This window comes from Streptomyces sp. NBC_00989, assembly GCF_045162655.1.
Taxonomy (GTDB): domain Bacteria; phylum Actinomycetota; class Actinomycetes; order Streptomycetales; family Streptomycetaceae; genus Streptomyces.
Genome location: NZ_CP108728.1, coordinates 8,020,623 through 8,036,415, shown reverse-complemented (window position 1 = coordinate 8,036,415; position 15,793 = coordinate 8,020,623). Strand labels below are relative to the sequence as shown.

The following is a 15,793-nucleotide window of genomic DNA, read 5'->3' as shown; positions in this document are numbered from 1 at the left end:
TGGCATCACCTGGATGCTAATGGTCACCTCTGACATTCATAACGGGGTGGTCGGCGCAGCCGTGGCTTGTTCCGGATACTCAGCGCGGTCTCCGTCACCGCGTCTTTCAGGCCTTCCGGCGGGGCAGCCGCGTCTCCGAGATCGGCTAGACGGCCCGTCCCGCTGGTCGGCTGCCGCGCAACTCGTGCCGCTCGGCGAGCACTTGCGGGGCGGGAGTGGCACCTGTGACCCCGTCGGAGTTCATCGGCCCGACGGGAGGGCTTATGCCCCGCAGGCGCACTATCCGGTTGCCACTCGTCCGGCTACCGTCATTTACGAGGCCTGACCACGCACTTACTCGGATCGCCGTGCGCAATCGTTGTCTCGCAGCGGGGGTGCCTGATGGCTACCAGTACGACGTCCGCACGACTCGGCTCCTGGAGGCGCGGCCAGACCGTAGGCAACCGGCCACCGGCAGCGGGAGACCGTAGCCAGCACGAGGAATGGCTGGGTCTGGTCACGATGGACGGCCCGTTCCTGGGAATCCCGGCTCTGACGCGCGTATGGCCGCAACTCGATGCCCTGGATGGTCCGGCAAGGCGCTCCCTACGGCTCGCGCACCGCGAGTGGCAGTCCAATCCGAGTGTCCACCACGACGCATGGATCGACTACCTCCTACGCGACCTGCTGGGCTGGGAGGACGCGCTGTCCGAGGACCCCGCGCTCCTGGGCAACCTTTCCTTGTCCGTTCCGGAGCACCAGGAGACGCTCACTCCGTCCTTCGCGCTGATCAGCCCAGACGCCTCCGACACGTCCAGCCCCGCACCGGAAGCGATTCCACTACTAGGTCTCGTCTGCGCCCCGGACGTGCTGCCGACGGGTCGGCAGTCCGGCGCCGCGTGGGCTGCGTCGCCAGCGGACCGTCTGGCTCGCCTCTGCCGGCACCACAACATCGGACTCGGGCTGGTCACGGCCGGCCGATGGTGCACTCTCGTCTGGGCTCCTCGTGAAGCGGCGGCCACGTATGTCACTTTCGACACCGCGGACTGGGGATCGGCAGCCGACCGGACGACTGTACGGGCGTTCGTCTCGCTGCTCAGCCGACGGCGCTTCTTCTCCGCGCCGGACGACGAGACGCTGACGTATCTCCTCAGCAATGCTGAGGACCGCGCAGAAGACCTCACCGAGTCCCTGGGCCAGCAGGTGAAGGAGGCCGTCGAGCTCCTGGTGGCCGCCATCGGCCGCAGGGACAGGGAGGCTCACGAGGCCGGCCGTCCTGGGCTGGAAAAACAGTCGGCAGCCGAGGTCTACAAGGCCGCCCTCGCGACCCAAATGCGGATTCTCTTCGCTTTCTTCGCCGAGGAAAAGGGGCTGCTGCCCGCCGACAATCCCCTCTACGCGCGCTCCTACTCGGCTGGGGGCCTGTGCACCGAGTTGGAGGCACAGGCCCGGGACACAAGTGAAGAGGATCTGGAACAAAGCACGGCCGCGTGGCACCGGCTTGTGGCTTTGTTCCACGCCATCTATCAGGGCGTGGACCACCCTGACCTGCAAATCTGCGGGTACGACGGGAGCCTCTTCGACCCCGGCCGACATCCGTGGCTCGAACCGGGCGGCGGAGAGTCGCCATGGCCGGTCGACGACCGGACGGTGCTGCACATGCTGCGGGCCGTGCAATACGTGACGACGGGCCGGGGCCGCCAGCGTGAGCGGCGCAGGACCACGTTCGCTCACTTGCGGATCGGTGATATCGGCAGTGTCTACGAGGGCCTGCTTGAGTACGAGGGGCAGCGCGCCGCTGGTCCGGTCATCGGCCTGATCGGCAAGCAGGGCCGCGAGGTTCAGGTGGAGCTGGCGGAAGTCGAGCGGCACGCTGTCGAAGCATCTCGGGCGGAGGATCCGCTCGCCGCACTGGCTGCCTCGCTGTCCACCGCGTACAAAAGCTCCGGCATCGGCACAGCCAAGGCCGTGCAGCGTGCACTTCGTCCGCCCGCAGCGACTGAACGCGCGGCCACCGAGAGGAAGTTGCTGGCCGCGACGGGCGGCGACACGTCTCTTGTCGAGCGCCTCCGGCCGTTCTACGGCATCATCCGCCACGACCTGCGCGGCCTGCCGCTCGTGATCCTTCCCGGAGGTCTGTACGTCGGCAAGTCATCGAAGCGGAAGGCCACCGGCGCGCACTACACGCCCGAGTGGTTGGCAGCGGAGGTGGTGCAAGGGGCGCTGGAGCCCCTGGTGTACTCCCCCGGCCCGTTGGAAACAGCCAACCGAGAGTCCTGGAGGCTCAAGTCCAGCACCGACATACTCCGCCTCAAAGTGGCAGATATCGCCTGTGGTTCGGGGGCGTTCCTGGTCGCGGCGTGCCGATACCTGGCGGAGCGGCTGGTCGAGGCGCGGGCGATCGAGCGGGAGGAGGCCGCGGAGGGTCGTATCCGGGAACAGTTCGACTCCGATGTCATTCGCCGGCAGGAGCCATTCCGGGAGCGCGCGGAAGAGGGCTTCGACCTGGTGATGATCCGGGCCCGACGGGAGGTCGCGGAGCGGTGTCTGTACGGGGTTGACATCAACCCGCTTGCCGTCGAACTGGCCAAGTTCGCACTGTGGTTGGACACAGTTGAGCCGGGAATGCCGTTCACGTTCCTGGACGATCGGCTGATCGACGGGGACTCGCTCGTGGGCATTTCACGCTCCGAGCAGGTGGACTACATGCACATGCTGCCTACGGCGGAGCGCACCGTGCATCGCCGGTCTCCGGTCGACTACACGGCTACCATCTGGCAACAGACCGGGATGGGGGCCGACCTCTGGCATGCGGCGAGGTTACGGGAGAGCCTCGTCGGCATTCCGGGAGATTCGCTATCCGCTCTCCAAGAGAAGCGGCGTGTACTCGGGGACGCCGAACTATCCGTACAGCTTCTGGAGTTGTTCGGCGAGCTCCTCGTGACTTCGTCGCTGGCGGAAGCTCCACGTGGGATGCAAGGCCTGAATGATGCAGCCATCGCCGCGGCGGCCTATCCGGAACAACTAGGTAGGGCGCTCCCCGAAGCTCTGGAAAGCGTCAAGGAGCGGGCCCGGGAAGAAATAGCACGATGGCGCCTCGCCGCTGGCCTCGGAGACATCACCGAGTGGAGGCCTGTTAATTGGCCGCACCGATTCCCGGAAGTTTTCCAACAGGGCGGTTTCGACGCGATAGTGGGGAACCCTCCATTTCTGGGAGGTCAGAAACTGACTGGTGCTTTAGGGAAAGCATACCGAGAGTACATAGTGCGAGTTCTAGGGCGCAACGCACGTGGTAGCGCAGACCTGTCAGCATACTTCCTCCTACGTGCACACGAGCTTCTGAACGAGGCCGGGCAGACAGGATTGATCGCTACGAACACCCTGCCCCAGGGTGACACCCGAGAGGTCGGGCTGGATCAGGTGGTGGCGGACGGCGCCGAGATCCGCCAGGCGGTAAAGAGCGCCCCATGGCCGTCACAGAGCGCCGTCTTGGAGTTCTGCACTGTATGGACAAGCCGTTCCGGCGTTGCCAACTATGGATTACGCAAGTTGGATGGTTGTCCGGTCACGAAGAGAATCACAACCTCTCTGGAGGAGTCCTCACGAGTCCGCGGTACCGCCCATCGATTGGCCGAGAATCGAAACATTGCCTTCCAGGGAGCAAATATCCTGGGGCTGGGTTTCACAATGGATCCAGGCACCGCTCGAGATTTGATCGACAGGGATGAACGGTATCGAGAGGTGTTATTCCCGTACCTGAATGGACAAGATCTCAACTCTCGCCCAGATAGCTCGGCAAGACGCTGGGTCATCAACTTCCACGACTGGAGCGAAGAACGAGCCAAGCAGTATCCTGAAGCATACGATCAGGTGCGGCGCCTGGTCAAACCTGAGCGAGACAGGAACAACAACAAGCAACGGCGAGAGATATGGTGGCGTTTCACCCGGACCGCCCCCGAGCTCTACGCGCGCATAGCACATCTCGAACTCGTATTGGCCATAGCACGGATCAGCAAGACGGCAATCCCAATAACTGTTCCAGCCAACCAAGTTTTGAATGAAAAGATAGTCGCCTTCGCCACAAACGATGTCGCCCTATTGGCATTTCTCAGCAGTGCACCACACTATTGGTGGGCCATTAGTCACAGTTCGACGATGAAGGCCGACTTGAATTACTCGCCCACAGATGTATTCGAAACCCTGCCGCGCCCCACACCTACGCCATCGCTGCAGGATTTAGGAGGTCAACTGGACACCCGCCGACACGGCATCATGCTCGCCCGAGGCGGCCTCACCGCCACCTACAACCTTGTCCACGACGAGACCTGCGCGGCCCCAGACATCACCGAACTCCGCGCCATCCATCAGGCCATCGACGAAGAAGTAGCCCACGCCTACGGCTGGCACGACCTCCTCGACCAACCCGGCGGTCTCGACCACGGCTTCCACGACACCCGCCAAGGCCCCCGCTACACAGTCGGCCCCGTCGTCCGCCAGGAAATCCTCGACCGGCTCCTCGAAGAGAACCAGCGCCGCTACCAGGCCGAAGCCGCCGCAGGCCTCCACCCGAGGCAAGAGGCTCTCCCCTTCGACGAGTCAGCCCTCACGCATACGACGCCAACAACGCATCCAGCGTCCAAACAGTCGCCGCAACCCCGGAAGTCCGGGCAAGGTACCGGTCCCGCTCAATGAGAATGTTCAGGTCGCCGCATCCGAGCTGATTGCAGGCGTGCTCAATCAGGCTGCTGCCTGTACTGCCGCCCTCGATCAGCGCGCTGAGATGCGCCGCGTCCCACTCCACTTCGTTGAGGGCCCAGGGCGCCTTGCCCTCCACCACCGTGCGCAGCACGCCGGCGAACCGCTCCGCACACGTGCGTCTCTGCCACCCGTCGGGCAACTGCGCGATGTGGTTTCCCGTCTCGATGACCGCGGTCACGGGGAGCAGTAAGTCACAGTCCCGCGCCTCCCTCTTCTGGCGCAGCTCCTCGATCACCTTCTCGCGGTCCTGGCACTTGCCGGGGACCTCAAGGAGATTGCAGAGAATCGACGTATCGACGAATTCAACCCTGCGAGCCACGCCTCACCCGATCCCCAGAAGACGGTCGAACTCCGTGTAGTCGCGGTCCTGATGCCCGCGTGCTTCCAGGCGCCCCTGCGTGATCACATCGCCCAGCCGTCCGGCCGCCATGGCCGCCGGATACCCATCGAGTTCGGTGAGCTTGGTCAGCCGGCTCGTACCCGACCTCCTGTCCCGCCAGCACACCACGACCCCCTCATGATCAGCGCTGCCGAGTGCCGACAACAGGGCGGGGCTGTGCGTCGTGATGAGCACCTGCGTGTCGTTCTCCGCGCTCGCCTGTCGGACGAGTTGCAGCACTTCGGACGCCTGGGAAGGGTGCAGCCCGTTCTCCAGCTCCTCGACGACCAGCATGAGTGCGCGTTCCGCACCGTCCCTGGCGCTCCCCGCACTCGACGAACCGAGGTCGAGCCCCCGCCCCCCCGTGAGCAGCGACGTGGTAATGGCGAGGAAACGCAGGATCCCGTCGCTCATCTCCCGGGCCGGGGTCAGCCCCAGCTCCCCCTCGTCCAGAGCCAGCATCACATCGCCCAGCTCGGACTTGGTGACCGCCAGCGTCTCGATGTCGTGATCGGCGAGTCCGCGCAGCAACTGCACGAGCCGGTCGAAGAGTTCGGGACTCGTCCTCTGTACGTTGCCGATCGCGGCGGACAGGTTCTCCGCGGTGCGTCGCAGATGGACGTCCCGCGAGGGGACGTACTGGCGCATGAGGTGTGGCACCGGATCGAGGTGGAAGGCGCCGGCCAAAGCCGTCATCACCCGCATTGCGATCCAGATGCAGTCGTGTTCGCCCTCCGTGTCACCGGCCAGGCGCAGCGGCAGCTGTGATGTGAGGAGACGTGAGTTGCGGAACGGGCCGCTCGGATTCCGGCCGGGCCTGCCGTTGTGCCACGACGCCTGAATGTCACCCAGGTGCGGGCTTGGCGCGCCGCTCACGAGTACGTCCCGGTGACCGCTGACAGTGGGCCCGGACAGACGCTCCTCAATGATCTGCACCTCCGGCTCCACCTGGATCGTCACGTCCAGGTGAATTGGCCCGTACTCGCTGCTCACGGTGCACCCGAGCGAGAACCTGTCCGACCCGTGCGGCACGCATCCGGCGAGCCCGCCACGCACCGGACCTGCCGGGCTGCGCCGGCTCTCCAGGGCCTCGGCGATGTCCTCGCCGCGTGCCAGGCGGGACAGCACTTCGAGTCCGTCGAGCGCGTTTGACTTGCCGCTGCTGTTGCGTCCGATCAGCACGGTCAGTGGCGCGAGCCGAAAGGCCTCACCGCGAAAGCTCTTGAACGCGGTCAGGCGGACCTCTTCGATGCCCTGGGCAGTCACAGCAGCCAAGTTACCGCAGGCCATGCCCTGCGGCCTGGTCTGCTCGGGACCGGGGATCGGTCAGCTCCGCCCATACGGTCTTGGTGAGCTGGTCGTCCGCCCGTGTGCCCCAGCGAATGGCCAGGGTGTCGACGATGAGCAGGCCTCGGCCGGCGGGTACGTCGGGGGTAGTGAGGGTGAGGTCCTGAGGGGGTGGTGGCAGACGGTCCGGGCGGGTGTCCGTGACTTCGATACGGAGGGTGCACGTGGGCGGGGTGCCGTCGGGCGCGAGGGGCAAGCGCAGCGTCAGGCGGAAGTCGCGACCTGGGGTACGGCCGTGTATGACGGCGTTCGCGGCGAGCTCCGCGACCACGAGGGCCGCACAGTCGGAGAGGTCGGTGCCGTGCGGGATGCCCCACTCGTCGAGCTGGTGGGTCGTGAGACGGCGGGCCAGGCGGGCGCCTCTGCGGGTGGAGCTGAGCTGGATGGTGAAGTGACGGACTGGCGGGACGGGTTGGGCGGTAGGAAGGGGGGTGGAGATCTGCTGATTCATGTCACTCAGCGTGGTCGAGCGTGCCTATCTTGAACAGTGACAAAGCTGATACGGAGCGTAGTTGTCGGGCTGTCCTGGCAGGTTGTCCGGGCTGTCGGGCGTGACTGCGTGCGCGATGAAGCGGTGTCAGGTGTGTGCGGGGTGATGACGGTACGGCCGGAGGTGACTGGCATGGCGGGTACGGAGTCGGAGGAGACAGGTGGCAGCACGGGAGGCTTGGAGGAGGAGCAGGACTGGGACGAGGGGATGTCCGAGATCCTGGAGATGGTGGGGCGGCATGTGCGGCGATGGCGAGAGCGGGCTGAGCTGACACAGGCCGAGTTGGGCCGCCGGATCGGGTACACCGAGCATCAGGTGTCTGCGGTTGAGAGGGGGCGGCGGATACCCAAGCCGGTGTTCCTCGACAAGGCGGATGAAGCCTTGGGGGCGAGCGGGATGCTGGCGGAGTTCAAGGAGGACGTGGAGAAGATCCGGTACCCGAAGAAGGTGCGGGATCTTGCTCGTCTGGAGGCGGATGCGGCCGAGATGGGGGCCTACGCCTCTCTCCACATCCACGGCCTACTCCAGACCGAGGACTACACGAGGGCGCTTTACGAGATGCGCCGTCCCACGTTGAACGAGGCGACCATCGAGCAGTACGTCGCAGCACGAATGGCGCGGCAGAGGGTCTTGGAACGGGAGCCCTCCCCCATCCTCAGCTTCGTCCAAGAAGAGGTGACGCTACGACGCCCGCTCGGTGGCAGGATGGTGATGCGCACGCAGCTCGAACGGCTGCTCGCAGTTGGCCAGTTGCGGAACGTCGAGATCCAGGTGATGCCGACAGGCCGTGAAGACCATGCTGGACTGGGCGGCCCATTCCGTCTGATCGACCCGCATCACGGCCCCAAGGTGGGGCACGTCGAGGTGCAGCGCTTCAGTCGCGTGATTCCCGAACGACAGGAGGTCCGCCGCTTGGAGATCCAATATGGGATTATCCGCGCGCAGGCTCTCACGCCACGGGAGTCACTGGCGTTCATCGAGAAAGTGCTGGGAGAGACATGACGATCAAGCCCTCTGCCGACGGCGCTGCCGGACTGGAGTGGTTCAAGAGCAGCTACAGCAGCAACGAAGGCCCTGATTGCGTCGAGGTTGCCTCCGCTGTCGGCACGGTCCACGTGCGCGACTCGAAGAACAAGCGAGGACCCCGCCTGGGCTTCGCCTCGCAGGGGTGGACGGCGTTCGTCGCACACATGCGCGGGACGGACTGAGCGGCACAGCAGATGAGTCGTGGCTCCGGCGGGCAACTCGCCGAGGCCACACCTTTGTTGGAGTTGGGTCAGAAGAGGCTCGGGGGATCCTCGGCAGGGAGCTTGGGGCGAGCCGTTTTCTTGAGCCTAGCTGGGGTGGCCTTCTTGGGCTGCTTTGTGGCGTGGAGACCCGCGCCCACCTCAACCTGGTAACGGCGCTGGTTCTCTTCGAGGAGGCGGTCGAGGATCTCTTGGCGGACGACGGGGCCGACGGTGTAGCGGGGGCCCTGGCGGGTGTCGTGGAAGCCATGGTCGAGGCCACCGGGCTGGTCAAGGAGATCGCGCCAGCCGTAGGCGCGCGCTACTTCTTCGTCGATTGCTCGGTGGATCTCGCGGAGTTCGCTGACGTCTGGGTCCGAACAGGTCTTGTCGTGGACAAGGTTGTAGGTAGCGGTAAGGCCACCTCGGGTGAGCATGATCTCGCGGCGGCGCTCGTCGAGTCGGTTTCCCAGGGCCCGGAGTTCTTGGGTGATCTCCGGGCGCGGGAATGTCTCGAAAACATCGGAAGGCGTGTAGCGAAGGTCGCCCTTCATGGTCGACGCTCGGCTGATGGCCCACCAGTAATGTGGCGCACTGCTGAGCAGCGTCAGCATTCCCGTGTCGTCCGAAGCAAATACAGCAAGCCCATGCGAGAACACCTGCTTCGAGTTCACCAAGGCTGGCATGACAGTCTTCGTATGGAGCGTGATAGCCAGCACGCGTCGCAGGTTCGCAGTCGCGTTCACCAAAGCAGGCCGCTTGTCCGCGTATTGCCAATACCGCTCGGGCAGCGGCTTGCGGAGCACGAACGATCCGTCCGGCTTGCGTCGACGCCGCTCCGGCTTCACCTCCTGATCGATGATTCGAAATACGTCCTGATACTGCTGAGCCCTTTCTTCGCTCCAGTCATGAAAGTTGATAACCCAGCGGGTTGCCGAACCGTCGGCAGTAGAGTTTAGGTCCTGGCCGCTCAAATAGGGGAACAGGACCGCCCGGTAGCGAACATCGTTTGCAATCAACACCTGCGCGGCCTCCGTTTCGAGCAAGAAGCCTGCGCCCAGGACGTAGGATCCGATGAACGAGACACCCGCGTTCTCAACGAGCCTTTCTGCCAAGCCCGTCGCACGGGATTTCTCATCCAGCGAAGACGTAATCCCCTTTACTGGCACGCCATCTGCGATTCGCAACCCGCCATCGGCCAACTCCGCCCTGGTCGTCCACACAGCACAGTACTCCAGCACCGCGCTCCGAGACGGCCATGGCGTGCTCTTCACCGACTGCCGGATCGAAACGCCACCCGCGACGAGCTGATCGAGTCCCACCTCACGGGTGTCGCCTTGTGCAAGCGTGTTTGTTGCGATCAGTCCTGCCTGCCCGATTCCATTCAGCAATGCGTGTGCCCGCAAGAGGAAGTAGGCGACCAAATCTGCATTACCTCTGGCACCGTGCCCCAACTCATCAACCAGGTACTCACGGTAAGAATCGCCGAATGCCCCCGTGAGCTTCTTGCCACCAAGGAATGGTGGATTTCCCACCACAGCATCGAACCCGTCACGCTCGTCCCAAACCTCCGGAAAAACCAGCGGCAAATGCACCGGCTCCCGATCAAACGCCCCCTCCGGCTGCCCCGTAGCCAGCCACTTCCGCGCCAGCCTCTCCGCCCGCTGCAACTCCCCCGCAGCCACAATCTCGTCACCCCCCGAATCAACCACCGCATGAGCCGCCGTAACCGCCTCAAACGCCAGCTGATCCCGCTCCCTATCCCCCCGCCCAGCCCCCGCCAAAGCCGCCCCCACCACCAAATCCGCAAATACCCCGGCCTGCCGAGTCTTCTCCCGCACAGAAGCCAGAATCGCCCGCTTCTCCCACAGCTCCTCCAGCCCAACCCCCGGAATCCCCGCCAACTTCCGCCGCTCATCAGCGACTTCACGCACCAGTCGCCGCACACCCCCCGTGAAGTCGATCCCGTCCCCATGGATCCGACGCCCCCGCACCGGATCCAGATGCATGGCCTCCAGCTGCTCCACGGACGTGATCCCCAGCAGCGAATCCCCAGCCACCAGCCGGTCGTCCAGGAATGTAAACGGTCGCTCCGGGTCCATCGACACCAGCCACAGCGACAGTTTCGCCATCTCCACGGCCATCGGGTTGATGTCGACCCCGTACAAGCAATGCTCAATAACCTGTCGCCGAGCCTCGACCATCACCGGATCGGCCTCCGCGTCCACAGCCGACGCAGACAACGACCCCGCCGCCTCCAGATACGCGATAGCCCGCGCGTCCTTCTCCCTCGCCCACGCCTCGACCAACGCATGGGCGAGGTACCGGCAGGCAGCCACGAGGAACGCCGCCGAACCCATCGCGATGTCCGCGACCTTCAGCTTCAGCAGCTCGGTCGACGGCTTCGGCCGCCACTGCGAACGGTCAGAGGTCGTCAGTGGCCCGTGCTCGGCCTCGTACACCAACGGCTCCAGCGCCCCGTCAGCCACCTTCTGCGCAAGGGACTTGGGCGTGTAGTGCGTGCCCGTGTTCTTTCGGAGCGCGGACTCCGTGACATACAGCGCGCCCGGCCGGATGACCACCGGCAGGTCGCGCAGATCACGCCGGATGATCCCGTAGAACGGCAGCATCCGCTCCGTCAGCTCCGCGTCGCCGCCCGTCGCGGCGAGCAGCTTCTTTCGTGCTGCCTCGCGCTCCGAATCGCCCAGCGGAGCAAGTGACTTGGCGACTTTGGCCGCACTCCCGATCCCGGTCGTCTTGTTGTACTCCTCCGCCAGGAGCGCACCCAGGTCCGCCGGCTCCCGGACACCGGCCGCCTTCGTCTCAAGCCAGGACAGCAGCACCTCCGCCTCAAGCCCCGGCTTCCCGACCAGCCCGACGACCGTGTCCTCGGCCCGCCGCCCCTGATACGAAAGCAGGCCTTCATACACGTAGCCGATCTGCTCGACGTCCAGCGTCCGGAACGTCAGCCGGCGCCGCTCCCGCTTCCTGCCCGTGCCGATCGAGACGTGCTGTACAGACTGGAGCATGTGGAGGACGGTTCGGTCGTCGATGGGCAAGGGCTCGGTCGGGTCGTCCTCGCCCGTACCGCGCCCCTCCAGCCAGGGATAGGCGTTCGGGTCGAAGATCGAGCCGTCGTACGCGTGCATGGTGAGCTTGGGGTGATCCACACCCCCGTACACCGCGTTGAAGAGGGCGATGAGTTGATGCCAGCCAGCCCGTGTCTGCTCCAGGTCCTCCTCGGTGGTCTCCCTGGCCCTCCGCTCCAGTTCCTCGGCGAGGCGGCTTGCCGAATAGGCCTGCGTGTACAGCGCGTTGTCGCTCGGGAGCAGGCCGCGCTCCTCGGCGAAGAGCAGGAACACAACCCGCATCATGATGGCGACCGCGCCCCGGTAGACCTCCTGCGCGGGGACGTCTGCGAGGCCACGACCGCCCTTGGCGCGCTCGCTGATGTCAGCCCGGCCGATGGCTTCCACCAGGAGCTCGACGGCCTGGCGGACCTGGACGCCGAGAGCGTCCGTCACGTCTTCCTGGTTGTCCAGGGACTCCCGCAGCAGCGGGAGCAGCATCTGGTCGTCCTCGACGGAGAAGAAGCGACGCCTGTTCAGGAGCGACACGAAGGCTCGTACGACCACACGCTCGGCCTGCTCCGTCCAGGCCACCGTGTCGAAGACGGCCGACGTGGTGACACCGCCGCGTGGCGCCCACACCAGACCCCACCAGCGGCCGTCCGTCACCAGGCCCAGCTCCACACCGTGGTGACGGCACAGGTGAGAAATGCGGTCGATCGGTGTGGCCGACCAAGGTGAGTCCGGGATGCGGCGAGCCGGGTGCTGCCCCGCCGGGACCGTCAGACCGAGCATCGAAGTGCCGGCAACCAGCCCCGCCGTGTCGCGCCCTTCGCCATCCGCCCCCGGGTCGAGCAGCGCGAATGTCGGGGCAACCCGCTCGTCGTGTTCCGGGACGTCGACAGCGAGGGCCTCGGTCAGTGCCTCGCCTTCCCTCAACGCGTCTCCCCAGCCGAGGAGTTCACTCAGCAGGAAGCGAATCCACGTCTCCTGTCCCGCCTCCTGGTCGGACAGCCAGACACCGTGTTCGTAACGCAGCCGCGCGCGCGTCGGCTTGTCGATCGAGTCGAGTTGCTGCCAGGTCCTCAGCAGCACGGGCAGCGTCAGGAACGGTCCCGACACGTCCACCAGGCTCAGCCAGTCCAGGTGCTGCTGCCTGCCGTCGGGGAGTGGTGCCCCGCTGCGGGCGCGTCCGCGGCCGTGGTTCGTACGGACGGTGGTGCTCACTTCACGGCCTCCCGGCGGGGAACGACGAAAACGACGGCGACGGGGAAGAGCAGCGGTTTGGGCTGGGCGTAGCGTGCGGCGATCGAGGCGAACTCGCGTTCCTTCTCGCTCTCCAGGGCATCCAGCCTCTTCTCCCAGTTCTCACGGTCCCGGCTCTGCTGTTCGGCCTCGTCGAAGGCGAGCTCCAACTGGCCGTCCTCTTCCTCTTCTGCCGGTTTACCGATGGCGGCCCGCAGCGAGGCGCGGAAGGCGTCGATGTTGGCGGCGATGCGCTCCGTCTCCTCCCGGCGGCGGTTTTCGAGACGGCCCTCCAGCGCGGTCTGGCGGTTGCGGGCACGCCATTCGAGGGAGGACACCAGGGGTTCGCTCACGTGGGGCCAGGCATCGGTCAGTCGGCGCTCAAGGAGTGTGGACGCCTTGGTGGCATTGGCGAGCGCGTTGTCGAGGATCTCGCGCAACGAGGTGATCTTCTCAAGGCGGTTGAAGCGGACCTGGCCGCCTGTCGTGTCGTCTTCGCGGAGCCAGCCGCCTGCCTGGAGGACCTCTTCGTGGAGGCGTACGCCGTCCGCGCCAACAAGGACGAAGCGAGCGAAGGCTCCGACGAGGGTGGTCTCCAGCTCCGGATGGTCGCTGACGACGGCGGCCACGCGGGTGAGGCCGGTCTGGTCCTTGTTCCATACGGCCGCGCGGAGCAGGCGCGTGGACATGCTGACCAGGGGATGCCCCAGGTGAGCGAGGACGACGTCGTCACGACCCTTGGCGCTCTGCGCGTCGAAGGTGATGGGTCGCTGGATCTCGGGGCGCAGCTTGTCCGCCAGGCCCTGGCCCGCCCGCTCCCAGGAGTCAGTCAGTGTGGGAACTTCGTAGAATCCCGGGGCGAATTCGCGTTCGTCGATGACCGGGCTGATGTCCTGCTGCCGGGCGAGCGGTAGAGCTGTGGAGACTACGCGAGCGATCCTTGACGGCGTGATGCCGAGCGTGGTCACGGTGGCGTCGACCTGATCCTTCAGACGCTGTGCCTGTGCCTGGACGTCACGCTCTGCGGTCACATTGCCGCCGCGCTTCGCCTTTCGGCCGGCGTACGCCTCAGCCCGCTCGACGTCGAAGTCGGCACCGAGGTCGCCGGTCATCCTGCGCTGTACGGCATCGGCAAGGACCGCGTTGACCTTGCCGAGGTCCTCTTCCATGCGTGCGACCTTGTTGGCGACGCGGGCGAGGAATTCGAGGTCAGCCTCGTAGTTGTCAGCTGCCTTCTCGTAGCCGCTGCCGATGAAGTGGACGATTTGCGGGGCAGTGCGCTGGCCGTAGCGGTCGATGCGGCCGATGCGCTGCTCCAGCTTGTTGGGGTTGAACGGGATGTCGTAGTTGACCAGGCGGTAGCAGTGCCGCTGGAGGTCGATGCCCTCACTGGCCGCGTCCGTGGCGAGGAGGATGCGTACCTCGTTCTCGGCAGGCTCGGCCTGGAAGGCGAGGCGCAGTAGCTCGCGGTCGTCGGTGTTCATGCCACCGTGCAGGAGGGCTACGCGGTCGCCGCCGAGTCCATGGTCACGCAGCAGGTTCTGGAGCCAGATCTGGGTGTCTCGGTACTCCGTGAAGACCACTACGCGTTCGTTGAGCCAGTGCTTGCCGTCCGCTGTCAGGCAGTTGGCCTTGAGATAGGTGATGAGTTCCTGGGCCTTGGAGTCGGCCTGGGCCTGGTGGCGCTGTGCCCAGTCCTGCATCTCCTCAAGGAGGCCGGCCTCGTCGCTGTCGGTGCTCGGCTGGAGCGTGGTGGCGCGGGCGATGGCGTCATCCTCGGCTTCGGCGAGCGGCTCGTCGTCGTAGTCCGCGTAGTCGTCGAAGAAGGTCTCCTGCCAATCCTCGATCTCCTCGGCTGCCTGCTGCTTCTTCGTGCGGAGCGTGTCCAGGTATACGGCGATGGTGCGGGCGAAGGCGTCCGGGGACGAGAACAGCCGCTTCTTAAGGAGCAGGGTCACCAGGTCGGCGGCCTTGCGGCCGCCCTTGTAGCGGGTGCCGAGCTTGGCACGGCGCAGCTGGGCGTACTGCTTCAGGAGGCCGTGGATGCGGCGTTCGTCGTCGGTGTACTCGACGGGCAGGGCGACCGTCGTGCGCTCCAGGAAGCGGCGGGTGCCGTCCGGCTCGCGGATGTCGGCTTTGAGGCGACGTACGACCGTGTCCTTGACCGCTGCCGGGTCGGGCTCGACGCCGCGGGCGAAGCGCTGGCTGTCGACGATCTCCAGGAGGGCGGTGTACGACTCCTGGTAGCCGTTGTGCGGGGTGGCCGACAGGAACAGCCGGTGCTCGAAGTGCGGCGCGAGGCGGCGGATCAGCTTGGTCTGCTGGGAGTCGACGGGGTAGAGCTGCTTGGGCGCGGAGGGTGCGACGTGGTGCGCTTCGTCGAGGATGAGCAGGTCGAAGATGCGCTTCGTGGGGGTCGCCGCGTCGGTGTTCTCGGCCGGGAGTATTTCGGCGAGCAGACGCTGTGCCTTGGGGCCGCGCAGCCAGGGCAGGCTGACGATGCACTGTGGGTAGATGTTGAAGGGGTTGGCCGCGCTGCCGTGACTGCGGCGTACTTCGGCACTGCGCTCGGAGTCGATGATCGTGAAGTCCAGGCCGAACTTCTCGGCCATCTCGTCCCGCCACTTCACGGTCAGGCCGGCCGGGCAGACAATCATGATCTTGTGGGCGCGGTTGCGCAGGATCAGCTCCAGCGCGACGAGACCCGCCTCGATGGTCTTGCCGAGGCCGACGTCGTCGGCGAGGAGCAGGTTCACGCGCGGTGCGGCGACAGCGCGTGATACGGGTTCCAGCTGGTACGGCTCTACGGCAACACCGGAGCGGAACGGCGCCTGGAGCGTGCGTACGTCCGCGGAGGTCACCGCCGACCAGCGGACCGCGTCGAGGAAAGCGGCGAGGCGCTCGGGCGGGTCGAAACTGCCTGCGGTCACATCGGGCAAGGAGCCGGCGGGCAGCCTGCGCCGCCCCGGCTCGACCTCCCAGATGACCGAGAGGGTGTCGTTGTAACGGCCGTCCTCGACGCTGTTGAGGGTGACCAGCGTGGTGCCCCTGCTCGCGCCGCCATCCAACTTCTCCGACTCACCGAGGTCCACGTCGGCCACCACCCAGCGCTGGCCCCGTACCTCGACGAGGTCGCTGATCTCGGGGACTGCCGTCGGGTCCTGGGCGTCACCGCGGCGGCGGACCGCCCGCTGCGCCACTCCCGCCAAGTCGGTGGTCGAGGAAGTCGTCATCGGCTCTCCGCGCTCCTTACACCGCTCTGGCCTGGTACTGCGTCGGCCTGGGCGAATCCCGTCAAAGA

General features: G+C 65.9%; 8 protein-coding genes. 3 read left to right on the top strand and 5 right to left on the bottom strand.

What is annotated here, in order from left to right; translation table 11 throughout:
* The first annotated feature begins 381 nt into the window (after positions 1 to 381).
* On the top strand, positions 382 to 4,671 hold the full coding sequence (locus OG714_RS35930) for an Eco57I restriction-modification methylase domain-containing protein (protein ID WP_406127351.1): 4,290 nt from the start codon (positions 382 to 384) through the stop codon (positions 4,669 to 4,671).
* Here OG714_RS35930 and OG714_RS35925 read toward each other — a convergent pair.
* Genes OG714_RS35925 through OG714_RS35915 form a run of 3 tightly spaced genes read right to left on the bottom strand, consistent with a single transcriptional unit; the run spans position 4,583 to position 6,914 of the window.
* Complete coding sequence (locus tag OG714_RS35925; protein WP_406127350.1) at positions 4,583 to 5,056, bottom strand: hypothetical protein; 474 nt, start codon at positions 5,054 to 5,056, stop codon at positions 4,583 to 4,585. The two genes, OG714_RS35930 and OG714_RS35925, sit on opposite strands and share 89 nt — an antisense overlap.
* Before the next feature lie 3 nt (positions 5,057 to 5,059).
* Positions 5,060 to 6,382, bottom strand: a complete 1,323-nt coding sequence (locus OG714_RS35920; RefSeq protein ID WP_406127348.1) for an AAA family ATPase — start codon at positions 6,380 to 6,382, stop codon at positions 5,060 to 5,062.
* Positions 6,383 to 6,392: 10 nt separating this feature from the next.
* The gene (locus tag OG714_RS35915) at positions 6,393 to 6,914 is read right to left on the bottom strand and encodes an ATP-binding protein (protein ID WP_406127347.1); all 522 of its coding nucleotides are present in this window, start codon (positions 6,912 to 6,914) and stop codon (positions 6,393 to 6,395) included.
* Positions 6,915 to 7,085: 171 nt separating this feature from the next.
* Here OG714_RS35915 and OG714_RS35910 point away from each other — a divergent pair, with 171 nt between their 5' ends.
* Both OG714_RS35910 and OG714_RS35905 read left to right on the top strand, forming a co-directional pair.
* Entirely contained in the window at positions 7,086 to 7,955 is an 870-nt protein-coding gene (locus OG714_RS35910; protein ID WP_406127345.1) for a helix-turn-helix domain-containing protein, read from the top strand.
* The gene (locus OG714_RS35905; RefSeq protein ID WP_406127344.1) at positions 7,952 to 8,161 is read left to right on the top strand and encodes a DUF397 domain-containing protein; all 210 of its coding nucleotides are present in this window, start codon (positions 7,952 to 7,954) and stop codon (positions 8,159 to 8,161) included. The genes OG714_RS35910 and OG714_RS35905 overlap by 4 nt, the downstream gene beginning before the upstream one ends.
* 68 nt (positions 8,162 to 8,229) lie before the next feature.
* On the opposite strand, the gene OG714_RS35900 is transcribed toward OG714_RS35905, so the two are convergent.
* Positions 8,230 to 12,474 carry an Eco57I restriction-modification methylase domain-containing protein gene (locus tag OG714_RS35900; RefSeq protein ID WP_406127342.1) on the bottom strand — a complete coding sequence of 1,415 codons (4,245 nt, stop codon included), beginning with the start codon at positions 12,472 to 12,474 and terminating at the stop codon, positions 8,230 to 8,232.
* On the bottom strand, positions 12,471 to 15,725 hold the full coding sequence (gene drmD / locus OG714_RS35895) for a DISARM system SNF2-like helicase DrmD (protein ID WP_406127340.1): 3,255 nt from the start codon (positions 15,723 to 15,725) through the stop codon (positions 12,471 to 12,473). Before drmD ends, OG714_RS35900 begins: the two co-directional genes overlap by 4 nt.
* Between the last annotated feature and the right edge of the window lie 68 nt (positions 15,726 to 15,793).

Excerpts from the sequence above, each read along its gene's own strand:
- OG714_RS35930 (WP_406127351.1), top strand. The coding sequence starts at position 382 with ATGGCTACCAGTACGACGTCCGCACGACTCGGCTCCTGGAGGCGCGGC.
- OG714_RS35915 (WP_406127347.1), bottom strand. The coding sequence starts at position 6,914 with ATGAATCAGCAGATCTCCACCCCCCTTCCTACCGCCCAACCCGTCCCG.
- OG714_RS35910 (WP_406127345.1), top strand. The coding sequence starts at position 7,086 with ATGGCGGGTACGGAGTCGGAGGAGACAGGTGGCAGCACGGGAGGCTTG.
- OG714_RS35905 (WP_406127344.1), top strand. The coding sequence starts at position 7,952 with ATGACGATCAAGCCCTCTGCCGACGGCGCTGCCGGACTGGAGTGGTTC.
- drmD (WP_406127340.1), bottom strand. The coding sequence starts at position 15,725 with ATGACGACTTCCTCGACCACCGACTTGGCGGGAGTGGCGCAGCGGGCG.